The sequence below is a fragment of the Helicobacter cinaedi CCUG 18818 = ATCC BAA-847 genome (assembly GCF_000155475.1).
In the GTDB taxonomy this organism is placed as follows: Bacteria; Campylobacterota; Campylobacteria; order Campylobacterales; family Helicobacteraceae; genus Helicobacter_C; species Helicobacter_C cinaedi.
Genome location: NZ_DS990392.1, coordinates 78934 through 102474, shown reverse-complemented (window position 1 = coordinate 102474; position 23541 = coordinate 78934). Strand labels below are relative to the sequence as shown.

Below are 23541 nucleotides of genomic sequence, written 5' to 3'. Positions count from 1 at the left end.
GCGATATGAGACGATATGATTTGCGACATTTGGCAAATGACTTTGAAAAGCGATTAAGTGAGTTGTGCGATGAGCTTTCTCAAGGAGAAGTGGCGATATTTCTCTTTGAAGTGAGAGATTTTAATAATGTTCAAAAAGCCATTGATTGTGTGCTTAATCGTGGTGATGAGTTGCTGAATAGTTTGCGATTTAATGAAGTGGATTGGAGTATTGTTGTAAGGAGGGCAAAATGAAAGCCTTTGCTAGAATCTTAAGCAATATTTCAAATAAGCCCATACAAACAAGCCCAACAAGCCACAAAACACTTCTTAGCTTTGGCTATTTATGGGAAAAGATAGATACGGATTCTAAGCTTTTTATTCTGCATCCGCTTCCATTGCTTGAAAACAATGAGCAAATTACACATTTTGCTAGGTATGAGATTGGCACGGAGTTTGGTGTAGCGTGGCTTTTAGCCCACACGCTTTTATCTGTATTTCAACCAAATGGGATAGATTCTGCCCTTACATCAAAGCTTAATGGTATGCTTGATAAGCTTGATGTGGGCTTTCTCTCTTCGGAATCTAATCTCGCAGAAGAAGAGCTAGAAAAACTTAAAATCTTTCTCAACCCTTCAAGCTTTGCTCTTGTGCTAGGCTCTGAACTAGCCCAGCACCCAAATGCCAAGGATATTGCCCATATACTTGGGCTTTTAAGCAAACTCACAAATATAGAAATTATTATGCCTGAACTCATAGATTCTATTAGCCCAAGTCAAAGTGTGGAGGCTAATCTCTCACCCTGTGAGCAGCTCCCAGAATCTAATGGAAATTTTATCTACGTTATGCCTAAGCACGACTATGCTAGCACAATAGATTCACCCTTGCTTAAAGCACCACCGCTTTTTGCTCCAGCATTCAAATTGCAGGATAAAACAAGCATTACACTAGGCTTTGAATCCCAGCAGATTCTAACGCAATGTCAATATGATAGCTCACTCAAAGGCACAATCGCCCTTTTATATCTCCCTGATGTGTCTAATGTCAATCTAGGCTATCCTTACAAAAAAGTAGAGGTGATATTATGAGTAAAATTACCATTACAATCAATAATCAAGCTATCTCTTGCGTTGAGGGAGAGAGTATCCTTAATATCGCGCGTAAAGAGGGCATTGAGATTCCAGCGATTTGCTATCTCTCTGGTTGCTCTCCTACTATGGCGTGTAAGCTCTGTATGATAGACGCTGATGGGAAACGCAGCTATTCTTGCAACACAAAGGCAAAAGATGGTATGAATATCCTTACCCATACGCCCGAGATTATGGAAGAACGCAATGCTATTATGCAAAGCTATGATGTCAATCACCCACTGCAATGCGGTGTGTGCGATAAAAGTGGGGAATGTGAGCTGCAAAACTACACGCTTAAAATGAATGTTACTTCGCAAAATTATCACATTAGAGAAAATGACAAGCCCCATAAAACTTGGGCAAAAGTCGTCTATGACCCTAATCTTTGCATTATGTGTGAGCGATGTGCCACAACCTGTAAGGACAACTTAGGGGAGAATAACTTAAAAGCACAAAAGGCGGATTTAGAGGTGCTTGACACAGCAGTATGGAAAGAGAAAATGCCAAAGGACGCCCTAAGCGTGTGGGCTAGAAAGCAAAAGGCTTTAATCGCATTTGTGGGCGAAACGCCTTGCTTTGACTGCGGAGAGTGCATTAGCGTATGTCCTGTGGGGGCATTAAGCACAAATGACTTTAAATACAAAGCCAATGCGTGGGAACTCAAAAAGATAGATTCCACCTGTCCGCACTGCCCTATGGGCTGTAAAATCACCTATGATGTCCGTCATAATGATAGCCTTGGCACACCGCATATTTTCCGCGTAAAAAATGACTTCTACTTTAATCCCATTTGTGGGGCGGGACGCTATGCCTATGATGTCAGCTCAAGCCCGGAGCCTAAGCAGAATCTACAAACTGCTATTAACGCCTTTAAGAACGCAGATTCTATTAATGTAGGCAATCAAACAACAAATGAAGAGGCCTTTGTGCTAAATCACATCGCTAAGATACAGAATCTCACACTTCACAACCAAGAAGCCCTAGATTTTAAAAACTTCATTAATGCCTTTTTGACACACGCTCAAAAGACAAATCTCAATCATTTAGATGAGTTTAAAAACGCACAAAATGTCATTATCCTAGGCAGCGCGATAAACTACCAAGTGCCGACCTTACGCTATATGCTAAATAATAAACTTAAACTCCAAAAATGCTCTAACGCTATCTATATGCACCCGCTCAATGATACGCTGATGACAAGCCTAAGCAAATCACTCACGCACATTGCCTATCGTGAGGATGCCCTAGGCGTTGCTGTTGGTGCGATTGCCCTTGCGTATTTAGAAAATGTAGAAAATAATGAAGATGTAGAATCTCACACATTGCGGCAGATTCTAGCACCCCTGCTTGAAAGTAAAATCACCATTACAACGCCCATTGAAAGAGAAGTGAAAAAGACTATTACAAGCACAAATGAGGCAGGAGAGGAGATAGAGCAAGAGATTACAGAAATAATAAAAGAGACAAAAGAAGAGGTGAAGTTTCAAGCCTTGCTTGAAGCCAATATCAATGAGTTTGACACACTGAAGCAAATACTTCAAAATACCCCACTGCTTGTGCTTGGAGCAGAAATATATGAAAATCCACAAGCACAGATTCTAGCTCACATTCTTGGAATCTTAGAGCATAAAGGGGCGTTAAAAGTATTACTCATTCCACCATTTGCCAACGCCCTTGGACTAGCGATGATTTGTGATTTTAGCCCAAAAAGAGCAGATTCTACATACAGCATAGGCTACCGCACAAGCGGGGATTTTGTATGCGAATCTGATTGTGTTAGTATAGATGATAGCCAAAAATGCCCTACACAATCGCCTGATTTTATTTTGCCTGCTATCAATCAAATGGAGGGCACTTATACAAGCGTTGATAGCAGAATCTTGCCTTTAAAACCTGCCCTTACATTTAAAGGCTATGATTTAAGCGATATTGCTAAAGCCTTTGGTATGAAGGGGGAATATCTCATTGATTACACAAGCCTTATTTGTGGCTGTGAGTTTGATGACTTTGAAAATAAGTTTGCCAATGATGGCACTGATATGCGGGGCTATCGCTTCAAATCAATCACCCTAACACCACTAGCAGAATCTCAATCTAATAAGCTAGAGCTACCGCATTATCAAACTTATAATGCCTACAAACTCCACTCGCCCTCGCAATTTAACGCCTACACCGCTTCAAGTGTGCATTTACAAAATAAAATAGGCATTTATGTGAGCAATGCGTTATTTGAAGAGCTAGGTATGAAAGAGGGAGATTTAATCACGCTTTGGGATTCTACAACGCAAGTAAGCGGGGTGTTATACATAGATCATCGCTTGAGCGAACCATATTTTCTTATCAATCCTATGCTTGAAGGGGCGGATAGAATCTTTGCTCAAAATCAATGGGCTAAAGTGGAGTTAATGAAAGCCGAGCTAAGCGGCAAAATGGCTGAATCTAAGCCTGAATCCGAGCCTACAAGGAGTGCGTTATGAGTGATTTGACTGGTGGCATAATTGAAACTATTCTTAAGATTCTAGTTGTTTTGCTTATTTTTTCAGCATTAGCTGGGTTTGGCACTTATTTAGAACGCAAAGTCTTGGGCTTTTTTCAAAAACGCATTGGACCAAACTATGTAGGACCTTATGGCTTATTGCAGGTTGTTGCCGATGGGATTAAGCTTTTTACAAAAGAGGATATTATCCCGCAAAATGCCATAAAACCCATATTTATCTTAGCACCATCAATTGCCGCTATAACGGCTTTTGTCGCTATGGCACCTATACCCTTTTTCCCTGAATTTGAGCTTTTTGGCTACACGATTCGCCCTATTATTGCTGATATTAATGTTGGAATCTTATTTATCCTAGCGGTTGGCTCTTGTGGGATTTACGCACCACTTCTTGCTGGACTAAGCTCTGGGAATAAATGGTCGCTTATTGGCGGAGCAAGGGCGGCTTTGCAGTTTTTGAGCTTTGAAGTGATTACTATGCTATCTCTCCTAGCACCTTTGATGATTGTAGCTTCCTTATCGCTTGTGGATATTAATAACTATCAGCAAGGCGGCATATTTGATTGGCTTTTGTTTAAACAGCCCCTTGCCTTTGTGCTTTTTCTTATTGCTGCGTATGTGGAGCTAAACCGCACACCTTTTGACTTGCTTGAACACGAAGCAGAGCTTACAGCTGGCTTTGCAAGTGAGTATAGTGGGCTAAAATGGGGTATGTTTTTCATCGGCGAGTATGCGAATATGTTCGCCACTGCGTTTATTCTAAGCCTTATTTTTTGCGGTGGATTTAATGATTTAGGCTTTATCCCCGGTGGCATTGCTATTTTGCTAAAAGTATGCTTTTTTATCTTTTTGTTTATGTGGGTTAGAGCTTCATTCCCGCATGTGCGACCTGACCAGCTTATGCGTATGTGCTGGAAAGTGATGCTTCCCCTTGCACTTTTAAATGTGCTTATCACTGGTTGTATTTTACTTCTCTAGGAGTGTGCTATGAAAACAGAATACAGAATCTTACCGCCCCGTAATAAGCGTGAAAAACAGCTTTTTCTCTCACGCGTTGCACTCACTTTCAAAACAAGCTTTAGCCTTGATTTGTTAAGTGGCTTAAAAACCGCACTTGGTGCGTTTTTCTCCCCAAATGTTACGGTGCAATACCCATTAGAATCTAATCCCTTAAGCCCACGATACAGAGCCATTCACAAATTACAAAGACTTTTAGAATCTGAAAATGAACGCTGCATCGGCTGTGGGCTATGTGAAAAAATCTGCACGAGCAACTGCATACGCATTATTACCGATAGGGGCGAAGATGGGCGTAAAAAAATCTTAGATTATAGTATCAACTTTGGGCGTTGTATTTATTGTGGATTATGTGCTGAAGTCTGCCCCGAACTTGCTATCATACACGGCAAGGGCTTTGAGAATGCAAGTGTGCAAAGAGCGCATTTTGGCTTCAAACCTGAACTTTTAGAATCTCAATCTTCACTCATAGAATATGGTGGCTTTGGCTCTGTGTCCTACAATGCCGATGAGCGTATGATAAAAACTCCCTTAAGCTATGTGCTAGACTCTACAAAACAAGAATCCACACAAGATTCACAAAATACACAACAAGCCTTGCAAGATTCTACAAAGCCTAGCGATACACAAAGTGCAACAAATGATAATAATCCAAAGGAGAGTGCTAATGTTTGAGAGTATTTCATTTTATCTTTTTAGCACATTATGTATTGTCAGCTTTCTTATTGTGGTGAGTTCATCGCGTATTATCTATGCGATGACTGCCCTAGCAGGTGGAATGATTTTCATCTCTGGAATCTTTTTTACACTTGGGGCGGAGTTTATAGGGGCGGTGCAAATTGTCGTGTATGGTGGCTCTGTGATCGCACTCTATGCGTTTGCGATGATGTTTTTTGACACTTCAAAAGATGTTATAGAATCTCGCAAGAATGAATGGGTAGTCTCTGTGCTGTGTGTGGGGATATGCGTGGTGCTAGTAATAATGTTTGGGCTGCCTTTACTTGGCAATCAGCTTGAGACTATCGCAGATTCAGCAAATTTGCTTGATTTTGCTGAGATGAGTAATATTCAAAAAATTGGCTATGTGCTTTTCACGCAATACCTCATCCCCTTTGAACTTGCCGCACTTATGTTGCTTGTAGCGATGGTTGCAGGCATAGTTCTAAGTGTTAAAAAGGAGCAAAAATGATAAGCCTTAATCACTATCTACTTTTATCCGCTCTGCTGTTTTGCATTGGGCTATTTGGAATCCTAAGGCGAAAAAATATCCTTATGCTGTTTTTTTCAACAGAGATTCTATTAAATGCTGTCAATATCGGCTTTGTTGCCATTGGCTCGTATTTACACGACTTGAATGGAGAGATTTTCGCGCTTTTTATTATTGCCATTGCCGCCGCTGAAATCGCCGTGGGGCTTGGGCTTGTCGTCATTTGGTATAAAAAGCACCATACACTTGATATAAACACACTTAAAAGCCTTAAAGGATAAATTATGAGACTTGACACTCAAACACTCATTTGGCTTACTTATCTAGCCCTTTTCGCTCCACTAGCTGGGGCAGTTTTTGCCGCGTTTTTAGGGCATAGAAGAAAGATTTTGCTTGTTGGGATTGTGCCTACTTTGCTACTTTTCTGTTCTTTATGTGCTTCCATTCTTATCTTTTGGGAAATTTATCATAACAACATTGTGATTCATATTGATTTTTTAGATTGGATTGAAGCGGGGGATTTTTACAGCTCATTTGGCTTTATGATTGATAGTGTGAGTGCGAGTATGATGCTGGTTGTGAGCCTTGTGTCTACTATGGTGTTTGTGTATTCCATTGGCTATATGAAGCAAGATTCTGGATTTAACCGCTATTTTAGCTACTTAAGCGGTTTTGTGTTTTCAATGCTATTGCTCGTAATGAGTGATAATTTCCTTGGGCTTTTTGCCGGTTGGGAAGGTGTGGGGCTATGCTCATACTTACTCGTTGGATTCTGGTATGAAAGAAAAAGTGCAAATTTTGCCTCCATTGAAGCCTTTGTGATGAATAGAATCGCCGATCTTGCCCTAATTATGGGAATATTTTTAATCTTTTATATTTGTGAAAGCTTGAAATATGATGAAGTATTCCTAGCACTTAAATCAAATGACTTTGATACAAGCACATTAATGTGGATTGGGGCTTTGCTTTTTGTAGGAGCTATGGGTAAGTCCGCACAATTCCCTTTCCACACTTGGCTAGCCGATGCGATGGAGGGACCCACACCGGTTTCTGCGCTCATTCACGCCGCTACGATGGTAACCGCTGGGGTTTATCTCGTGGTGCGGTGCTTTCCTTTGTATGAGATGATTGCTGATGTTGGCTTTTTCATCGCTTCACTTGGGGCGTTTGTGGCGTTTTTTGGAGCGAGTATGGCACTTGTCAATAAGGACTTAAAACGCATTATTGCCTACTCTACCCTATCGCAGCTTGGCTATATGTTTGTAGCTGCTGGGCTTGGAGCGTATGCCATAGCACTTTTTCATCTTATCACACACGCCTTCTTCAAGGCTCTTTTATTCTTAGGTGCTGGAAATGTTATGCACGCGATGAATGATAAGCTTGATATTACAAAAATGGGCGGACTGCATAAAAGTCTGCGTTACACGATGATTATGATGGTTATTGCCTCTCTTGCCCTAGCTGGAATCTACCCCTTTGCAGGATTCTTTTCAAAGGATTTAATCTTAGAAGTTGCCTTCACTCATAACAATATTATTTGGATAGTTTTACTCTTAAGTGCGATTTTTACCGCATTTTACAGCTTTAGGTTGCTTATGCTTGTCTTTTTTGTTAAGCAAAATCACCACGAACATCCCCACGAGGCGTATTCCTATATGCTTCTTGCGATGTTGCCTTTGATGATTTTAGCCATTATCGCTGGGTTTGGCGGGGTGCTTGAATCTTTCCTTAAAAATGCCTTTCCTGCTTTTTCACTTGAGATTTCACACGATACACATATCTTGCTGATTGGCGGGACTTTGGGGCTCGTGGGCTTAAGTGTGCTATTTGCTATTATCAAATATGCTCGTGGTGGATTTTCAGCCTTTTGGGAATCTAACTTTTTATATAAGATTCTAAGCAATCAATACTATATCCCAAAGCTGTATGAGATAATTTTCATTAAGCCCTATTACAAATGCGCTCACTTTCTGTGGCAAAAGGTTGAATTTGGGGGTATTGATAGATTTGTAGATTCTCTAGCATTACTTATAAGAGTTCTAGGTCTTAAACTTTCACTTCTACAAAATGGCTCACTTTCCCGTATGCTTCTACTTATGTGCCTTGGGCTTTGTGCTATGCTCTTTGCGTGTGGCATTTACTTTATGTGGAGGTAAAATAGATGAATTATCTTTTAAATATTGTTATATTTTTTCCAGCCTTTGCAGCACTCTTGCTTTATGTGCTAAAGGGTGAAAATAGTCGTATTTTTGCCATTCTTGTTGGCATACTTGAGTTGCTGTTTGTGGTGTTGCTATGGAATGAATTTAATGTTAATTATGGCGGGATTCAGTTATCTACGCATTATGAACTTATCTCTTCTTATAATATCAGCTATTTTGTGGGGATTGATGGTATTTCGCTTTTCTTACTTACGCTTAATGCCTTTATCACGCTCCTTACACTCTATTTTTTCAAATATTTAAGGACACCGCTTATTATCGCCATTTTATTCCTTGAAAGCATTGTAATGGGCGTATTTAGCGCACTTGATGTGATGATGTTTTATATTTTTTGGGAGCTTTCACTTTTGCCTGTGCTGTATATTATCGGTGTATGGGGCGGAGAGAGAAGAATCTATGCTTCAATCAAATATTTTCTCTACACTTTTGGGGCGTCTTTAATTATGCTTGTTGGAATCTTGTATTTTGCTTATCAATATTTTCTTATTATGGGGGCTTGGAGCTTTAATCTTATTGATTGGTATCAAATCTCACTTGATATAGACACGCAAAAATGGCTCTTTGTGGCTTTCTTTATTGGTATGGCAGTTAAGATTCCTATTTTTCCGCTTCACTCTTGGCAACCACACGCCTATACTCAAGCTCCACTTGTTGGCTCGGTTTTACTCTCTGCGGTATTAAGCAAAATGGGGACTTATGGGCTTTTGCGACTTGTATTGCCACTTTTTCCTTTTACGAGTAGTAATATTTCCTTATTTATTGGGCTTGTTTGCGTGTTTATGGTAGTTTATGGTGCGTTTATAGCCCTTGCTCAAACAAATCTTAAAACCTTTCTCGCGTATAGCTCTCTCTCACACATGGGGATTATCGTGCTTGGAATCTTCTCACTTAATACAGAGGGCTTAAGTGGAGCGGTGTTTTTTATGGTGGCTCACGGCGTGGTTGTGGGGGCGTTGTTTATGCTTGTTGGAGTCTTGCAAACACGCACACAAACGCAGGATTTACAAGATGTGCAAGGACTAGCCCATAGTATGCCTAAATATAGTAGCGTATTTGGAATTGTGATGATGTGCTCTCTTGCTTTACCACTCACAATGGGCTTTGTAGGCGAAGTTTTAAGCCTATATGGATTTTTTCAAGTTAATCCAATCATTGCTTTTCTAGCAGGCAGTAGCTTTTTTGTGGGAGCAATCTATATGCTTACAATGTTTAGAAAAGTCTTTTTTGGCTCTGCTCTGCCAAAATACACGACATTAAAAGATTTAAACTTACGAGAAAAAATTGTCTTTATCCCCATTCTTGTGATAATTATATGGCTAGGTGTGTATCCAAAGCCCCTGCTTACGCCTATTAGCACAAGTGCAGAGACACTTAGTCAAGTTATTGCCGCAAAGATTCAGCTCACTAATCCCGCCACAGACAATACAATGGATAATGCCGAAGAAAAGCTAGAATATCCCCTTGGTAACATTCCGCAAGATTTCAATGATGATGGGGTGCTATTTATCCCACGAATAGGAGAATAAAATGCCAGAATCTATGAGTTTTTCACTCACTCAACTCAATATATCACTCCTAATCCCTATGAGTATTTCCCTGCTTGGCGGCATTGTGCTGCTTGGCGTTGGCGTGTTTAATAAAATCAAATCTCGCGATTTATACATTACAATCGCCCTTTTATTTGTCATAGTCAATCTTGGCTTCCTTATCCTTGAGGCAAATCCGCTTTTTGCCCCGGGCTTTTTTGGTATGCTGCTTATAGATGGAATCTCGCTCCTTGCTCAAATTATTATGCTTATCACCACGCTTATACTACTGCTATTTTTTATGCGTCAAAATGCCTTTGATGAGACACAAAATGCGGAGTTTTACGCACTTTTATTATTTGCATTAGTTGGCTTTAGCTTTATGGTGTCAAGTCAGAATCTTATCCTTATCCTGCTTGGCTTAGAAACCGCCTCTTTATCAATCTATGCTTTAATCGCCCTGCATAATAAGCAAGTCGCCTTTGAAGCTTCAATCAAATATTTTGTTATGGGAGCTTTAGCTACGGCATTTTACGCCTTTGGTGCGATGCTTTTATATGCTACAACGGGTAGTGTGAATCTTGTGAGTATCGCAAAGTTTTTGCTCCAACATAATTATGAACCTTCAATCCTTGTTTTTGCAGGATTCACATTTTTAATCGCTACTTTTGGATTCAAAATCTCTATGGTGCCTTTTCATACTTGGGTGCCTGATGTATATGAAGGCTCAAACTCACTTTTAGCCGCATTTATTTCTATTGTGCCAAAGATTGCCGCTTTTAGTGTAATTATAAGCGTATTTAGCATATTCTTAAAATCCCATAGCCCCTTTGTGGAATACACGCTATACACACTAGTGGTGCTAAGTATAACCCTACCAAATCTCATAGCCCTAGCCCAAAAAGATGTCAAAAGAATGCTTGCATATAGCTCAATTTCACACTCTGGCTTTGTTTTAGCTGCTATTCTCATTGGCACGCAGGAAGCCTTTAGCATTGTCTTTTTATACTGGATTTTATTCCTTTTTGCTAACCTTGGAGCGTTTGGAATCTTATGGCTTAGTGCAGATTCTAAATACAATCACTCCTTTAAAAGCTTTAGCGGAATGATAAAGACAAACCCAACCCTAGCCATTTTCTTAAGTCTCTTTATGTTTGCCCTTGCTGGAATCCCGCCATTTTCTGTCTTTTGGGGTAAGATGTATTTGATTTTAGAAGCCTTGAGTGCGGATTATATATTCCTAGCTTTGGTAATGGTGGCAAATAGCACCATAGCGGGCTTTTATTATCTTAAGCTTGTAGTATATGTTTTTGCTAAAGATTCAAATGGCATTGGGGATTATCAGCCACCACTTGAGCTTTCAAACAAGGTTGCTATCGGCATTTGTGCGATTATGAGTGTGGGCTGTATGTTTATGGTCCAAAATTTGCTTGATATTATCTCATACTATCTTAAAATATATTAGAATCTAGTGGCTTAAAGTTAGCCACCTTAGGAGTGTAAGTGCGGATATTATGGGTGGTGCTATTATGCTGTGTGCCTTTATTTGCTTTAGATGTTACCATAAACTACGGCAAGGAATTAAAAGAGCATTTTTCTGTCCTTAATATTGCCCATAAAGAACCGCTAGAGTGCCAAGAAAATCACGACACACAAGGCGAAGTAACACATATTGTCTGCACTCTTGATAGAATGCCTATTGCGAGTTTTTCCCCGACAGAGACACTTTTTTTCCGCTTTTGGAGTCGTGTGGTAGATGGGAGATTCTATCTCTATGTGGAGCCAAAGCATAAAATCAAACTCTTTGCTACACCAAGCGATTTAAAAAAACAAACCCCCATTACAAAAGAACAACCAAAGTTAAGCACTTCGTGGCAAGTTATTGGCTACAAAGAAATAATCCCTTTTTTGAATGACTACGCAAATCAGGCAAAGCCAAAAGGGCTAAACTTTCCCATCAAAATCATAAAAAACAAAGAGCTTTTTTTTAAAGATTTAGATATAGATAGGGGTCCTTTGCATTATGATGAGGGTGAGGACTTTGAAGCCTACAATCACATTAAAACACTCATTAACAATCACAACCATATTGAAGCAGTCAAAGCCATAGATGAAACGCTCATTGCCTATCCTCAAACCATTTTTACCAAAGATTTACTGCTATATCGCCTAAGGGCATTAGAGCATTTTGATTCTGTTGAAAACAGCGATATGATTGTGGATATGGGAATAAAATGGATTAAAAAATACCCCACAGATTCTAATGTTCCAGAAGTCTTATATTATCTTGGCAATGCCTATGCGGATATGAAGATTCCAAATGAGGCAAAATACTATTTTGAACGCACCATAAGCGAATATCCAGAATCTCGCTATATGCCACTCTCAAAAATGGCTTTAGCAAAAAATTTCAATACAGGCTCTGATTCTAGTGTTGCCTCAAAGCTCTTTGCCCAAGCTTACCAAGAAGCAAAAGACCTTGATAGTGCGAGTGCCATAGCCATTGAATGGAGTAAATTCCGTCTGCAAAATCACGATAAAGAACAAGCCCAAAAGCTCCTAGAAACTATGCTTAAAGTCAATCCAAGCTATATTACAAAATATCCAATAAAATCCTATGAATTTTTAAAATTCATAGCTGAAGAGCAGCTTTTTCTCATTGCCGCACAACTTGGGGAATATCTCTATGACAATCTCCCAAATGACGATGTCTCCGCGGAAGATTTACTTAACAATGTTAGTCTTTGGTATCAAGGGGCAAACGCCACGCAGGACGCACACAGGATTAATAAGATGTTTTTGCAAGAATTTGAGCATCGTCCAAAAGCTGAAGAAGTTAAAGATAGGGACGATAAGCTACTTTTTGCTCTAGCCCAAGATGAAAGTGCAGATTCTAAAATCGAAAAATATGACTATATTATTGGGAATTACGCCAATTCACCCGAACAAGAAAAAGCTCTCTCACTCAAAGCCCAAACGCTTTTTGGTGAGGGCAAATACCAAGAAGTGTTGGCATTAAAAGATATGCTTAAAAATGATCCTATCATTGGTGAATCTTATAATGCCTTGTTGCACCAAAGTCTAAAAGACAATGACTGCAAACAGGCTTCAAACTATTATTTACAATATCCAAACGCCTCATTGCAAGAGAGTGAGAAAATGCCACTTTTTGACTGCCTTTACGCCCTAGCACTCAATAAACAAGCCGCACAAATCTCGCAAAATATGGCACAATCAAGCAAAGATGTAGAGCAAAAACTTGCGTGGCTTTACAGAGATACGCTTAATTTTGCCAAGCTTGGCGATGAGAAAAGCACAGCTCGTGCTGGACGAGATACACTCACTTTGGCTAAAAGTCTTAAAAAGACGCAGTATTATGACGTGGGCTTTACACTCTTTAATACCCTTTCAAGCCTTGATGACAAAGAGGGAATGCTCCAAACTTATGCGTTTTTAAAAGAAACTCAAGCTGATAATCCAAAAATGCTTCAAGTCAATCTTGCCCTACTAAAAAACGCAGAATCTCAAAAAGATGAGCTAGACATTGAAATTTATGCTAAAGATATACTGCGTTTGCAGAATCTCACAAATGACACAGCAGATTCTCCTTATGTGGATTTTGCTCTAACACAGAGCTATATCCGCACACAACGATTTGATGAAGCCATCAATGTGCTGGATAAGCTTTTACAAAAAGATATAAATGATGACAATAAACAAAAGGCTCTCTATCTCAAAGGATCTGTGCTAAAAACAAGTGGACAAGATTCTCAAGCAGCCTTTGAACAATGCGTGAATATCAACTATGAAGGTGCGTGGAAAAGCCTATGCGCACAAGCCCTAAATATTCTTAAAGGCAATTAGTCAATGTATAACTTTAGCCAAGAGCAATTAAGACGCTATGCAAGGCACTTTAGCTTAAGGGAGTGTGGATTCAAGGGGCAGGAAAAGATTTTAGAATCTAAAGTGCTTGTGGTGGGGGCTGGGGGGCTAGGCTCCCCTGTGGCATATTATCTAGCCGCAGCAGGGGTTGGGGAAATAGGCATTATTGATGCTGATAATGTAGATTTAAGCAATTTGCAAAGGCAGATATTGCACTCCACTGCAGATCTTGGCACTCCCAAAGTAGAATCCGCTCAAAAAAAGTTGCAAGCTATGAATCCCGATGTAACTATCACGCCATTTTTATCTATGCTAGATTCACATAATGCCCTTGAGATTATCTCTCAATTTGATGTTGTTGTTGATGGGTGCGATAACTTTGCGAGTAAATTTCTCATAAACGATGCGTGTGTGCTACTCAATAAACCCTATTCGCACGGGGGGATTTTGCGATTTAGCGGACAGAGTATGAGCATAAAGCCAAAAGAAAGTGCGTGCTATGCGTGCATTTTTGATAGCCCACCACCGCAAGGCAGTGTGCCAAGCTGTGCGGAAGCGGGAGTATTTGGCTCGGTAGCTGGGATTCTAGGAAGCATTCAAGCCACAGAAGTGCTAAAAATCATTACAGGCATAGGCGAACCACTTTACAATCAGCTTTTAAGCTTTGATTCACTCTCTATGGCTTTTCGCAAAGTTGGGTTAAAAAGAAATCCGCAATGTCGCGTTTGCGGGGAAAATGGTATTACACAGCTCCAAAGCTATGCACAAAAAGAATGTAGTCTCTAAATATTTTTGGCAATTAGAATCTAAAAAATGAAAATTATACTGAAAAACATTTGCAAATAGACTTGCATTATTCGCCTCTTTTAGAAGCTTCATATCTCATCAAAAAGTGTGAGTGCACGAGACACAACCTTATCCATATCATAGTAGCGATATTCCCCAAGTCGCCCTACAAAATATACATTTTTAAGTTTCTCTGCCATTGCCTTATAAGACTGATACAACACTTGAGCTGCTTGATTAGGTATAGGATAATAACGCTCATCTCCTTGAGAATATGCTTTTGGATACTCAAAACTCACAATGCTATGTTTGCTTTTTGTATCTAAAAAATATTTATACTCACCTATGCGTGTATAATCATAGTTATTTGGGTAATTTACCACAGCGTTACTTTGAAAATACTCTTTCTCAAAACGCATAAATTCAAACTCTAGGCTTCTATAAGGTAGCTCCCCAAGCTCATAGTCAAAAAATTCATCAATTGCTCCACAAAAAAACAAACGCTCATATTGTATATCCTCCCTTACTTTTTGCCATTTTGTATTAAGCCTTACACTGATATTTTTATTATCAATCATATTTTCACACATTTTTGTATAGCCCTGCATAGGTATCCCTTGATACTTATCATAAAAATACCTATCGTCCTTACTGATACTGATAGGCACACGCTCAAACACGCTAGAATCTAGCTCATTTGGCTTACACTGCCATTGCTTAAGCGTATAGTGTAAAAAAATCTTTTCATAGATATATTGACTTAAAAAGCTAAGTTCTGGGGTATTTTGAATCTCTAGCATTGAGACTTTACTCCCATAGGTGTAATGTTTTAAAAGTATAGATTCTAGCTCCTGTGCCATAGAGATAGGGAATAGCATATAAAGGGAGTTAAGATTAAAAGGCACGGGCACAAGCTCCCCATCTACAAGAGCTTGTACCTTGTGTATATAAGGATAGAATCTACTAAACTGATTAAGATAATCCCACACTCCCTTATCATTTGTATGAAAGATATGTGTGCCATATTTATGCACCAAAATGCCATTTTCATCATAATCATACACATTTCCGCCTATATGTTCCCTACTATCAATAATCAAGACTTGTTCGCCCTTTATATTTGCCAATCTCTCTGCTAATGTTAGCCCTGCTAACCCTGCCCCTACAATTACATTTTGATACAACATTTTTTCTCCTTTTTCTCATATTCTTACCCCCTCCTAATCTTTGCGATACACAACAAAACCAAATAATGTAATAAGACTACTTTTACCCCCCCCCCCCGCGCACGATGAATATGACATAGCAACTTTTTAAAACTTAAGATTCTAGAAGGATTGCATTTTTTGTGAAGCATAAGCGGGATAGATAAAATATAACGCATCTTATTGTAATCTTCTATTTGCAAAAAGTATGTTTCTGGCTTTTTTGCAATCCCTAAGTTTTTTAACTCTTTTTTGAGTGCTTTATACACCTGCAAATGAGCCTTATCGCCCAATGTCTGCAAATGCCACAAACAAAAATTCAAGCTCCAATTCACAAAACTTCTTTCCACCCTTTCAAAAGTGCCATTGTGAATAAGCCTCAAACGCCAAGCATACAAAGCCTCAAAAAATATAAGTGGCACTTTATCTCTGCTATTTTCAATAGAATAAGGATTTTGTGTACGATGACAAAACAGCACCCTATCCACAACACTGATAGAATCTGCCTCTACGAGTGAAGAAAAGACAAAATACAAGTCATTGCTTGATCTAATCTCTTGAAACCTCAATCCACAGCTCATAATAAAATCTCTTTTATAGAGTTTATCCCACGCCCAGCCAACGCAAAACCCAAAAATATGATCCCCCATATCCTTATAATTAAATACAGGCTTTGTAGGCAAAAGATCAAATCGCAACGCCCAATCCATATCCACAAAAGTACTATCCTTTAGCCTATATTCCCTGCTTCTACCAATGACAATTTGTGCGTTTATCTCTTTGGCTCTATCCACAAGACTATATATTGCCTCCTCACTCATATAGTCATCAGAATCAAAAAACAAAACATACTCGCCAGAAGCAGATTCCAAACCCTTGTTTCTAGCTGCACCAGCTCCCATATTCTCCTGCCTGATAAGGCAAACTCTATCGTCTTTTGCAGCATATCTTTGAGCTATCTCTGTGCTCGTATCTTCGCTCCCATCATCAATAAGAATAATCTCAAGCCTCTCATAGCTCTGCCCCAAGATAGAATCTAAACACTCTTCCAAGTAAGCAGCAGCATTGTAAAAAGGAACAATCACAGATACAAGCACCCTATCTTGCATATCTTGCTCCCATAAATGCACCAAGCAATATAAACAGCACAAGAGTTCCATCTCGTATAGGGATACAATCAAACAAATTACTTACAAATAAAGCTACGAGCATAATACTCACGCTCAACATAAATATATCTCTTATATCTCCTTTGCCATATATACTACATCTAATCTTTTCCCTATATCCACTCCAAATAAAATAAGCAAAAAAGAGCATACTCGCACCAAAACCAATCGCTCCAAGCTCAAACCATATAGAAACAATATAATTATGATTGTGTGCGTGGGCTGATATAAGTCTATTATCATCAATCTTTGTGAGTGAAAAGGGATGTTTAGGAGAATCAATGGCAAATATATTTTGGATATTATAAGGAAACTGCTGGAAATGATACCCATTTGGACGCCAAGGATTATCTGCTATGGCAAGAAGTGTGGATTTTAGCATAGAGATTCTAATAAGGCTTGACTCCTCTATCTTAATAGATGAATTTGTATCCATAGAATGCGTAGAACACATAAGCCATTTGTTGCTACAAGCATTGCTAAACTTACCCATCTCAGCAGGATTACTACTCCATACTTGATGAAAATTTTGTGCTATATTATGTAAATTGAATCTTTGATGCCAAGATTGACTAAGCTCATATACACCACATACAGCAACTACACAAAACAAACTCACACCAAATAAAACTCTTGCTTTTTTTCTATATTGACACAGCACAAAAGGAGTAAAACATATAGCCATACACGCCAAAAGAGCAAAGCGTCCGCCATTGCATAAAAAAGCAAAAATACATACTATGCCGAATATAAAAGATGCAATTTTTAACACATCTCTTGATAACAAAAAGATACCAAACACAAAACTAAAACATACAATGAGATAAAATACATACACCGTAGCTGGAGCGTAGTAAGTAGGCAGCATAGCACGATAATAACCAAAACTTCCATTATGAGACAAAAAGTCATAGATGGTTATGATAGGATGATAGCACAACGCCAAAACAACAGCACAAAAGAAATAGACAAGTCCTTTTCTGCCAAGCCCTTTTACCACATAATATGCCAAAAACATAAAAAGCAATGGCTCCAGCAAATACTGCCGTATGGCACGAAAGGTTGAGCTACTATCAGCTGCAAACACGAGTGAAATAAATGCCATACACACTACAACAGCATAGCAAATCAAAGGAAAAGCCATATTTTTTATATCTACAAACTCAAACTGCCTATGGCACAGCACAACAAGCAGTATAAGAGCAGTGTATAAAAGATTAATTGGAATCCTAATAGAAACAACACCATAGCTAAAAGGCAGAAGTGCGATAGCTATAGCTACAAGCATACAGCAGATAAAACTTATAGCCTTTGTGAAAGAATGCGTGTCATACATATATAATTGTCTAAGATTCTCTAATCTTCTACCCACACCAAACCTCTCTTACAATCGCTTTTTCAAAATCCTAATCTTACAAACAAAAAACCGCCTTACATTGCCATCTTGCACCCAGCCTAGCCATTTTTTCTTAGACTTCAATCTAAATAATACCAATGGCAACTCTTTAATAACTAGACTTGATTGTGTTTGCTTCTTATGCTCTATCCATATATTCAAAAGTCGCTCAGACAAAAAGCCGAAAACTCTTGCCTGATAGCTATCATAAGAGTAATAAGGAATCCTATCTTGCACCCCGAATAAAATATCAAAAACCCACTGGCAATACTCAAAATACAATTGCTTCTTCATAATACACATATTTGCAATATGCCAATACAGAGGCTTGTGGTGGATTGTTTGCAGGGCAGTTGCATACATTTGAGGATACTTCAAGGCAATATACTCCAAACAAACATTCAAATCTTGTATATGATGGACAGTATCATATAACTCATACAGCGACAAATCCTCCGCTCTTTTTCTCTGTCCGTGATCAATAACTTTTTTTGGCAGGAGAATATCACAGTCTCTGCAAGCCTCTACAATGTTTTGAGAATCTAGATGATACTTGTCCATAATATTTGTTTTATGATTGATACTCTCTTTTCTTGGCATTTCCAAAGCAAAAGAATCTTTGAAGTCAAAAATCCTCCTATAATGAAACAATCCATAATAATCACAATCTAAATTCTTCCAAGCCCAATACATCGCTGTAAGCTCACAAAAGTGAGGGTTAAGCCAAGAGATATGCTCTCCACTATCATCACGCCATAAACTTACCCCAGCCTGCCTACACAGATTTTCTAGCTCACTCACATTCTCTTCTTTTGCATTTGATGCCCCAACCAAAATAGGCTGCAAACATTCATTGGCAACAATAATGCTTGGCTTGTGGTAACACACAAGTATTTGACACTTCATACACATTCTCCCTTCTACCATTTTTCATATATATATGAAAGCCACAACAACCTAAAAAGAAACAAGGGAAGATAAATAGAATGAGAAGACAAAACAAAAGTGAATGTATGTTTTTGTCCATAATTTTTAGAAACTGATGACTTTTTGATAAATGAAAGTTCTTGGCAAGTTCTGGGCTCTAGCAAGTAGAAAAAGAGGGAAAATATTATATTTTTTGAGCCTTGCTTGACGAATTGAGTTTGTATATTTTGAATATAAGTGTGAAAAAGCGAAGTTTGAATGAAGCTACTAGATTCTAAGCTATAAGGTTGCCCCCCCCCCCCGCACATTTTTTTCAACATATCGTTCTCCTACACTTCAATAGTTGCTTGCAAATGCAAATCAAAACCGCTTAAGGCATTATAGCTTTTATTTGCATAATTGGAGCTTAACAATACAAAATCCTTCACACCAAGTGATTTTAGAATCTGTGCGCCAATTCCAAAGTCTTTAATATCGCCACAATTTTTTGCAATATTCCCACTATTTGCCATATTCTCACTATTAAGGCATACAAGATAGCCACCTTGCTGGGATAGCAACTCTATACTTTTTTGCAGGGCTTGCCATTCACTAGAATCTGTCAAAAGAGCAATATCACTACTTGTATTGTGAAATCTAATGAGCGGCATTGTAGCCTGTGGGCTAAAGCTAAAGGCGATATGGCAATTTTGCAAATGATCTAAAAATGTGATTTTCTCACACTCTTGTGCCATAAACACCGCCTTTTCACGCGAAGTTTCACGCACGAGATTCTCAAAATTTAAGCGGTATTGAATGATGTCGCTGACATAGAGAATCTTTAGGTTGTGAATCTTAGCAAAATCAAGCAGGAATTTATCCCCCCGTCCTGCCATCGTGCCATCTTTTTTCATAATCTCACATATTACGCTTATTGGAGCAAGCCCAGCTAGGCGGCAAATATCTACACTCGCCTCTGTATGCCCTGTGCGGATAAGTGTGCCGCCACTCTTAGCAATGAGTGGGAAAATATGCCCCGGACGCACAAAATCGCTTGGCTTTGCGTTACTATCGCACATAAGACGGATTGTTAAATCTCTCTCATACGCAGAAATCCCCGTCTTTGCCTCCTTGGCGTCAATGGATATGGTAAAGGCGGTTTCGTGGTTGCTATCATTTCTTTTTACCATTGGGGGCAGGTCTAGCTTATGGGCTAATTCTTGCGTGATAGATACGCAGATTAGTCCCCTTGCTTCTTGTGCCATAAAATTGATTTTCTCCGGGGTTGAGAAGATTCCAGCCATTACCAAATCACCTTCATTTTCTCTGTCTTCATCGTCCATTATGATAATCATCTCACCTTTTTTAATCGCCTCTATGGCGTCTTTCATACGCATTTGATACATTGGCTATCCTTGGTTTTTGAATCTTAAAATGCTGTGATTGTATAAAAATAAAATAAATTGCCGGATATAATGAAAGCTAGAGTTTGTATTCTTTAAAAGCTAATTTGCCCTAGAACCACAAAGGCAGATTCTAGGGAATTAAAATCTTATGCGAGTTGAGATTTTAGCATCCAAATCGCTTTTTGTAGCTCTCCTACCTTATCATCAGCATACGCCGCACTGACCTTATCTCCTTGGCTGTCTGCTTGGGCTGAAAGCTCGGTAAAGAGTTTGAGAAAATACTCATAATCAGCTAAAACCGCTTGAGCAATCTCTTTAGAGCAAAAGCTTGTTTTACTCTCTTCTTTAATTTTTGCTGCTTTTAGCATATCTGCAAGCGTTACATAAGGCATTTCACCAAGCTGCAACACACGCTCTGCCACATCATCAAAAACATCAGCAAACTGCTCATAAATCTCCTGTGTTGCCTTATGCGTAGGGTAAAAGTCCATACCCTTCACATTCCAGTGAAAATTATGCACCTTGACATAAAACACTGATGCGTCCGCCTGAATCTGTTTTAAAAGTTCTACAACTTTACTCATCTTATTTCCTTTGAAATTGAATTTTCCTTTATTTGATGTAGCTTTATCACACTATACATTACTACATTTTTTAAAGGAATGGTGCCCATTGTAAAATATATGGAGCAACTTATGGTAAATATCAAACTAAGTTTCTATCTTGCCTTGGAGTCTTATAAAATATCTCCACACAATTTTGGCTTTGGCGACTTGATTCCCTTGACAAATCGTAGCAAACTCGCTAGAATTGCGTCTCGTTTTTCATTGGGGTATCGCCAAGCGGTAAGGCACCTGGTTTTGGTCCAGGCATTCAGAGGTTCGAATCCTTTTACCCCAGCCACTTCTTTGAACTCACATGTTTTTTACAATTTTCTAGCACTTTTTGTAAAATGTAGTGTTAGTTTGACGCGGGATAGAGCAGTCCGGTAGCTCGTTGGGCTCATAACCCAAAGGTCGGGGGTTCAAATCCCTCTCCCGCAACCAATTTGTTTTAAGTCTTTAAATTTGTGTTTTACAACATAGAATCTTGATGGCAAATTTAGATATGCGCTCATAGCTCAGCTGGATAGAGCAACGGCCTTCTAAGCCGTAGGTCAGAGGTTCGAATCCTCTTGGGCGTACCACTTCAAAAAAACTATAAAGAAAATGTAGAATTTGTTGTTTAATGCAATTTTACTTAGAATTGAAACTAAACTTTGCTTTTGGAGGGCTGTATTGAGAATCGTGCATCTTGTGAGTCAAGATAATGGTGGGGCGGGCAGGGCTTGTATAAGACTGCATAAAGCCCTGCTAGAAGCGGGGGTAGATTCTATCATCATCACGCAAAACAAAACCACCGACACACCACAAGTGCAGCAACTAGCCCAAACAAAGTTCCAAAAGCTTGTCGCTAAAATCCGCCCTTTTCTCTCCCAGCTTCCACTTATGGCTTACCCAAAACGAGTAAAAGACTTATTCTCGCCTAATATCCCCATTTTTACCCCAAGCAATCATCTGCTTATCTCAACGATAAATGCCCTAAAGCCAGACATCGTGCATTTACACTGGGTGGAAAATGGCTTTTTTAGCACCAAAGATTTACAATCCATACAAGCCCCAATGCTATGGAGCTTACACGATGCCAACCCCTACACAGGCGGCTGCCACATAGTGGCAGCCGCCTGTGTAGGGGTTGGCACTCGTTGTAAAAGCTGCCCCTTGTTACAATCTGCCCTTCCCTTTGACCTAAGCTTTTGGACATTTAAGCGTAAAGCAAAAACCTATGCCAAACTCAATAATCTTACCATCAATGGCTTATCTCGCTGGATAGCACAAAGCGCGAAAGATTCTGCCCTCTTAGGCTCTAAGCCCATCATCAATCTCCCAAATCCCATTGACACACGCATTTATCGCCCGATACAAAAATCCCTAGCACGAGAAATGCTGCGTATCCATACACCAAAAAAGATGATTAGTTTTGGTGCCATAGGGGCTACTTCAACGCCACGCAAAGGCTTTAATGAGCTAAAAGACGCATTAGAAAGTCTCCCGCAACATCTTAAAAGTCAATGTGAGCTGCTTGTCTTTGGCTCTAGTGAAGGCGAAGTTTTACACGATATGCCTACGCATTTTTTAGGTGCATTGCACGATGATATTGCCCTAGCTCTGCTTTATAGTGCAAGTGATGTGTTTATTATGCCAAGCTATGTAGAATCCTTTGGGCAAACTGCCCTTGAAGCTTTGAGCTGTGGCACACCGGTGGTAGCATTTGATACAAGCGGACTAAAAGATATTATCACGCATAAACACAATGGCTATTTGGCTAAGTGTTATGACACAAACGATTTAGCAAAGGGTATGGAGTGGATTTTAAGCTGTGAAAGTGCAATATATGAAAACCTTTCAAAAAACGCCCGCTCTTCTGCGATAAAAGCTTTTGAATCGTCAAAAGTCGCCAATGCTTATATCAATGCTTACGCACAATTAGCTGGGGGGGGGGCAGTAGATAAAACTTGGCTTATCTCCATTGCCAAGCACACCCTACACGCACTATTCCCCCATATTTTTACACAGCCTACTTTTTATATCGGCTTTGGTGCGATTGGTGGGGCTAACGTTGAAAGAAAAGGCTTTAATGAGCTAAAAGCCGCATTAGAAAGCCTCCCGCAACATCTTAAAAGTCAATGTGAGCTGCTTGTCTTTGGTGGGTATGCCCCACAGATTCAAGGGATTGAAGCTCACGCACTAGGCTTTCTCCACGATGACTACGCCCTGAGCTTTGCCTTTAATGCTTGTGATATATTTGTCGCTCCAAGCTTGGCAGAAAATCTAAGCAATGTCATTATGGAATCTCTAGCTTGTGGCACACCGGTAGTAGCCTTTGACATCGGCGGCAATGGCGATATGATTACCCATAAGTACAATGGCTATCTCGCTACAAACCCAAGCGATTTGGCACAAGGGATAAAGTGGATTTTAGCCCAAGATGCAAAAGCCTACGCCACACTTGCCCAAAATGCCAGAGAATCCGCCTTTAGATTTGAATCTACAAACATAGCAAATACATACATTGATACTTATAAATTTCTAGCGGGGGGGGGAGCAATCATAGATTCTTAAAAGTTATCCCACTCTCTCAAGCACACCGCAATTCTCAACACAACTTCTTCTCCAAT

At 39.4% G+C, this 23541-nt stretch carries 19 protein-coding genes and 3 tRNA genes; 16 read left to right on the top strand and 6 right to left on the bottom strand.

Annotated elements, in window-relative coordinates; translation table 11 throughout:
• Positions 1-5 precede the first annotated feature (5 nt).
• From HCCG_RS04875 to HCCG_RS04820, 12 genes are read left to right on the top strand one after another with little or no spacing between them, the layout of a single operon-like run.
• Positions 6-233 (top strand): NADH-ubiquinone oxidoreductase subunit E family protein, encoded by a 228-nt coding sequence (locus HCCG_RS04875; protein WP_002956324.1) that lies wholly within the window; start codon positions 6-8, stop codon positions 231-233.
• Positions 230-1066: a hypothetical protein gene (locus tag HCCG_RS04870; RefSeq protein WP_002956323.1), complete on the top strand. Its 837-nt coding sequence runs from the start codon at positions 230-232 to the stop codon at positions 1064-1066. The genes HCCG_RS04875 and HCCG_RS04870 overlap by 4 nt, the downstream gene beginning before the upstream one ends.
• Positions 1063-3585 (top strand): NADH-quinone oxidoreductase subunit G, encoded by a 2523-nt coding sequence (locus HCCG_RS04865; protein ID WP_002956322.1) that lies wholly within the window; start codon positions 1063-1065, stop codon positions 3583-3585. Before HCCG_RS04870 ends, HCCG_RS04865 begins: the two co-directional genes overlap by 4 nt.
• A 5-nt stretch (positions 3586-3590) precedes the next feature.
• A complete protein-coding gene (gene nuoH / locus HCCG_RS04860; RefSeq protein ID WP_034548324.1) occupies positions 3591-4580 on the top strand; it encodes an NADH-quinone oxidoreductase subunit NuoH in 990 nt (329 codons plus the stop codon).
• A 9-nt stretch (positions 4581-4589) separates the two neighbouring features.
• The gene (nuoI, locus tag HCCG_RS04855; protein ID WP_002956320.1) at positions 4590-5294 is read left to right on the top strand and encodes an NADH-quinone oxidoreductase subunit NuoI; all 705 of its coding nucleotides are present in this window, start codon (positions 4590-4592) and stop codon (positions 5292-5294) included.
• Positions 5287-5808 (top strand): NADH-quinone oxidoreductase subunit J, encoded by a 522-nt coding sequence (locus HCCG_RS04850; protein ID WP_002956319.1) that lies wholly within the window; start codon positions 5287-5289, stop codon positions 5806-5808. Before nuoI ends, HCCG_RS04850 begins: the two co-directional genes overlap by 8 nt.
• Complete coding sequence (nuoK, locus tag HCCG_RS04845) at positions 5805-6107, top strand: NADH-quinone oxidoreductase subunit NuoK (RefSeq protein ID WP_002956318.1); 303 nt, start codon at positions 5805-5807, stop codon at positions 6105-6107. The genes HCCG_RS04850 and nuoK overlap by 4 nt, the downstream gene beginning before the upstream one ends.
• A gap of 3 nt (positions 6108-6110) precedes the next feature.
• Complete coding sequence (nuoL, locus tag HCCG_RS04840) at positions 6111-7982, top strand: NADH-quinone oxidoreductase subunit L (protein WP_002956317.1); 1872 nt, start codon at positions 6111-6113, stop codon at positions 7980-7982.
• Between the two features lie 5 nt (positions 7983-7987).
• On the top strand, positions 7988-9574 hold the full coding sequence (locus HCCG_RS04835) for an NADH-quinone oxidoreductase subunit M (protein WP_002956316.1): 1587 nt from the start codon (positions 7988-7990) through the stop codon (positions 9572-9574).
• A 1-nt stretch (position 9575) separates the two neighbouring features.
• The gene (gene nuoN / locus HCCG_RS04830) at positions 9576-11039 is read left to right on the top strand and encodes an NADH-quinone oxidoreductase subunit NuoN (RefSeq protein ID WP_002956315.1); all 1464 of its coding nucleotides are present in this window, start codon (positions 9576-9578) and stop codon (positions 11037-11039) included.
• Positions 11040-11077: 38 nt separating this feature from the next.
• Positions 11078-13438 carry a DUF7494 domain-containing protein gene (locus tag HCCG_RS04825; RefSeq protein WP_002956314.1) on the top strand — a complete coding sequence of 787 codons (2361 nt, stop codon included), beginning with the start codon at positions 11078-11080 and terminating at the stop codon, positions 13436-13438.
• 3 nt (positions 13439-13441) lie between these two features.
• Positions 13442-14242, top strand: coding sequence for a HesA/MoeB/ThiF family protein (locus HCCG_RS04820; protein WP_002956313.1), 801 nt, complete (start codon positions 13442-13444; stop codon positions 14240-14242).
• Positions 14243-14331: 89 nt separating this feature from the next.
• Here the strand turns inward: HCCG_RS04820 and glf are convergent, their stop codons facing one another.
• From glf to HCCG_RS04785, 6 genes are all read right to left on the bottom strand, one after another.
• The gene (gene glf / locus HCCG_RS04815) at positions 14332-15429 is read right to left on the bottom strand and encodes a UDP-galactopyranose mutase (protein WP_002956311.1); all 1098 of its coding nucleotides are present in this window, start codon (positions 15427-15429) and stop codon (positions 14332-14334) included.
• A 23-nt stretch (positions 15430-15452) separates the two neighbouring features.
• Complete coding sequence (locus HCCG_RS04810; RefSeq protein WP_034548136.1) at positions 15453-16556, bottom strand: glycosyltransferase family 2 protein; 1104 nt, start codon at positions 16554-16556, stop codon at positions 15453-15455.
• On the bottom strand, positions 16546-17988 hold the full coding sequence (locus HCCG_RS04805; protein WP_002956309.1) for an O-antigen ligase family protein: 1443 nt from the start codon (positions 17986-17988) through the stop codon (positions 16546-16548). Before HCCG_RS04805 ends, HCCG_RS04810 begins: the two co-directional genes overlap by 11 nt.
• Positions 17989-18000: 12 nt before the next feature.
• On the bottom strand, positions 18001-18918 hold the full coding sequence (locus HCCG_RS04800) for a DUF4422 domain-containing protein (RefSeq protein ID WP_034548134.1): 918 nt from the start codon (positions 18916-18918) through the stop codon (positions 18001-18003).
• A 350-nt stretch (positions 18919-19268) separates the two neighbouring features.
• Complete coding sequence (locus HCCG_RS04790) at positions 19269-20324, bottom strand: bifunctional 3,4-dihydroxy-2-butanone 4-phosphate synthase/GTP cyclohydrolase II (protein WP_002956306.1); 1056 nt, start codon at positions 20322-20324, stop codon at positions 19269-19271.
• A 146-nt stretch (positions 20325-20470) separates the two neighbouring features.
• Positions 20471-20908, bottom strand: a complete 438-nt coding sequence (locus HCCG_RS04785; RefSeq protein WP_002956305.1) for a Dps family protein — start codon at positions 20906-20908, stop codon at positions 20471-20473.
• A gap of 244 nt (positions 20909-21152) precedes the next feature.
• On the opposite strand from HCCG_RS04785, the gene HCCG_RS04780 reads away from it, so the two are divergent.
• The 4 genes from HCCG_RS04780 (at position 21153) to HCCG_RS04765 (ending at position 23485) form a co-directional block, all read left to right on the top strand.
• Positions 21153-21227: transfer RNA gene (locus tag HCCG_RS04780), tRNA-Gln, on the top strand.
• 66 nt (positions 21228-21293) lie between these two features.
• Positions 21294-21370, top strand: a tRNA-Met gene (locus tag HCCG_RS04775).
• 63 nt (positions 21371-21433) lie between these two features.
• A tRNA-Arg gene (locus HCCG_RS04770) sits at positions 21434-21510 on the top strand.
• A gap of 100 nt (positions 21511-21610) precedes the next feature.
• Positions 21611-23485: a glycosyltransferase gene (locus HCCG_RS04765; RefSeq protein ID WP_230197926.1), complete on the top strand. Its 1875-nt coding sequence runs from the start codon at positions 21611-21613 to the stop codon at positions 23483-23485.
• Positions 23486-23541: the final 56 nt, after the last annotated feature.